General features: G+C 52.2%; 2 protein-coding genes and 1 pseudogene. 1 reads left to right on the top strand and 2 read right to left on the bottom strand.

The window, feature by feature from the left end:
* The first annotated feature begins 236 nt into the window (after nucleotides 1-236).
* Nucleotides 237-452 carry a hypothetical protein gene (locus HV796_RS45190; RefSeq protein ID WP_246356386.1) on the top strand — a complete coding sequence of 72 codons (216 nt, stop codon included), beginning with the start codon at nucleotides 237-239 and terminating at the stop codon, nucleotides 450-452.
* Nucleotides 453-534: 82 nt separating this feature from the next.
* On the opposite strand, the gene HV796_RS41640 is transcribed toward HV796_RS45190, so the two are convergent.
* Both HV796_RS41640 and HV796_RS41635 read right to left on the bottom strand, forming a co-directional pair.
* On the bottom strand, nucleotides 535-1,146 hold the full coding sequence (locus HV796_RS41640; protein ID WP_175233466.1) for a hypothetical protein: 612 nt from the start codon (nucleotides 1,144-1,146) through the stop codon (nucleotides 535-537).
* A gap of 478 nt (nucleotides 1,147-1,624) precedes the next feature.
* Nucleotides 1,625-2,003: pseudogene (locus HV796_RS41635) on the bottom strand (DDE-type integrase/transposase/recombinase); the annotation flags it as partial.
* Nucleotides 2,004-2,456 lie beyond the last annotated feature (453 nt).

The following is a 2,456-nucleotide window of genomic DNA, read 5'->3' as shown; positions in this document are numbered from 1 at the left end:
AGCGCCTGCGGCGCAACAGCCTGTGTGGGCACCTTCTTCAGCATGAAAAGCTCCTTTTCTGGACAGCTGTTTTACAGCAAATCTGTGTCCAGAAAAATCCGGGCCGCGGCAACTGCAGCCGATCAATTCTATTCTCTCGCGATGTAAATAGTCCTGTTCAACTTATGCGCGTGCCCGTCCCGCCGTCCTTAACGCGACACAACCTTCGGACTACATATACCTGACGGGTGGCGGTTATGTATGGTACGCCAAGCGGTGGCAAAAGACCGATTCCGGCTATCGTGCGCGGAGAAATCGACCAAGTTGCAGTCTTAGTGCACGAAAAAATCCCTTTCTTCATGGCACCCCATGAAGAACACCAGCGGTTGCTCGACTGGTGTGGCGGTAGTTTCGATCCCGCTGCCTTTGACCTCCAGGGTGTCAACGACCGCCTCTTCGAGATCAAATTCTGATCGTCAAGACGGCCGCCAAATGTCGCTTGCTGTTTGGTCATCCTGCTCGCGGGTTCATCTGCGCTTTTATTAGTGCTTCTTTTCACGCGTGAAAATGGCTAAAGGCTCTATCGGCCGCATATCCGATAGCACTCTTTGCTTTACCGTCGTCAATATATTTGGCCGCGGTGTTTTCAGTTACATTGCCGGCGACCTGTGCCGGAGTTACGGGAATGTCGCCCACCCCGTGGACAATTTGCCCGCCCCCTTTGAGTACTTGATGAAGATTGCCGCTGGCCAACCCGCCGACAACATTTACTGACCCATCTCCGATGTTCTGAATGCCCTTGGGGACATTACTGATCGTCGTGGTGGCACCCTGCTCAAGATTATCCGTAAAATTCTGATATCCGTTAATATATCGCGCTGTCGAGGGAGCTTCTTTTTTTACGGTGTCAAGGATGGTGTTGGACGGAGTGTTCAATCCGTCGTACCACGTCTTCCCAGCTTTCTGGAGGGTCTTCGAGCTGTCGGACAATTGTTGATCCAGCATGCCCTTAAGGTCCGCGCCGAAATGTCCGTTATGAAAAGACTTTAGGCTATTTTCCAGGTCTGAGCCCTGCTTTTTTGCCGTGGCCTCGAGCTGCCCGAAGTCTTGCTTCACTTTGTTCACTTCATTGTGAAAGCTTTGCGAAATATCACCAATAATTGACATGATGCACCTCTTTAAAGTTAAAGTGCGCCGAATGATAGAATCCTCTGCCGTCCGGCAATTGAACTCAACGTGATTCGAAATGCAATCGCGAAGAGATTTGAATTGAAATTCGAACATCTGAATATCAAAATATCACGCAAGACTCAAACGATTGTGAAGAAAGGTTATTATTTCAATTGAAATATATGTATCGAATTTTTAAAAAAAAGAAACCACCGAAGGCAATTGCCAAAATGATCTGAATATTATCTGGGCGGGGGGGGATTGCGTTTGGATAGCGGGCCATTTCGCTCGGGAAGTGACGTCACAGAGGAAAACAATATGGTGGTTGGTTTCCTCGTCTGTTTTACCCGGGTTGGTAACAACCCAAATGGAGGGGCTCGCCGCATGGAACATGCGGCTCTGATGTGATGGACGACTTCCGGCTGTGTCGTTAAGGACGGCGGGACGGGCACGCGCATAAGTTGAACAGGACCATTTACATCGCGAGAGAATAGAATTGATCGGCTGCAGTCGAAGCGACGCCATTGTCACACATCTGCCCCTTGCGAATCATGTGCGCGATCTCTATGCCAGACAGGATGATGCGCGCACAGCGGAAATCCTTAAACTCCACCATCGGCTTGATGATACGTTTGACGGCGCGGTGATCCTGCTCGACGACGTTGTTCAGGTATTTGTTTTGCCGGACCTTGATCGGCGTTGATCGCCCGGGCGTTGAGCGCTTCAAGTGCAGCCAGATTCGCGCCGCTCCTGTCCACGGTAATTGTCTCGGGCTCGCCGTTCTGTTCAATCGCCTTCTCGAAGTAGCGGCGAGCAGCGGCCTTATCACGATGGGCGCGCAGCAGGAAACACGGTGGATTCAGACCGCCATCGACACCTGTACAAGGTAACGAAAAACAATTGAAAAATCGTTCATTTATCGCGGCCGTTTGCAGAGCCATCCTCGATGTAGTCACGAGCAACATCCGGCAGGGATCGGCCAGTTAGGGCCGTTGGCTAGTCCAGAGCGAATGTTCGGTTTGCATCACGCACACACCCGAGATAATCCTCGCGCCAGGTCATGGGGCAGTGATCGGTAGAGTCGAGTTGTGGCGCGGTAGCATTAGGTTCGGTTTGTCTGTTGCCGCCCCTTTCGTCTGGCGGTGCCCGAATATCCTCACCTTAACCCCGTTTCCACAACCCGCTCATCGGTAGGATCGAGAACTGGCGCGCGCACCGGTAGGCGCCGGTGGTGATTCCACCGCTTTCGCGATGGCCCGCAATCCGGCAACCGTAGTCACGTTTCCAGCTCCCGCCACGTCGAACGC

The organism is Paraburkholderia humisilvae (genome assembly GCF_902859855.1).
In the GTDB taxonomy this organism is placed as follows: domain Bacteria; phylum Pseudomonadota; class Gammaproteobacteria; order Burkholderiales; family Burkholderiaceae; genus Paraburkholderia; species Paraburkholderia humisilvae.
This window is presented reverse-complemented; position numbering and strand designations above follow the sequence as displayed.

What these genes read in the sequence shown, in the direction of transcription:
- HV796_RS41640 (WP_175233466.1), bottom strand. Translation starts at nt 1,146, where the DNA reads ATGTCAATTATTGGTGATATTTCGCAAAGCTTTCACAATGAAGTGAAC.
- HV796_RS45190 (WP_246356386.1), top strand. Translation starts at nt 237, where the DNA reads ATGTATGGTACGCCAAGCGGTGGCAAAAGACCGATTCCGGCTATCGTG.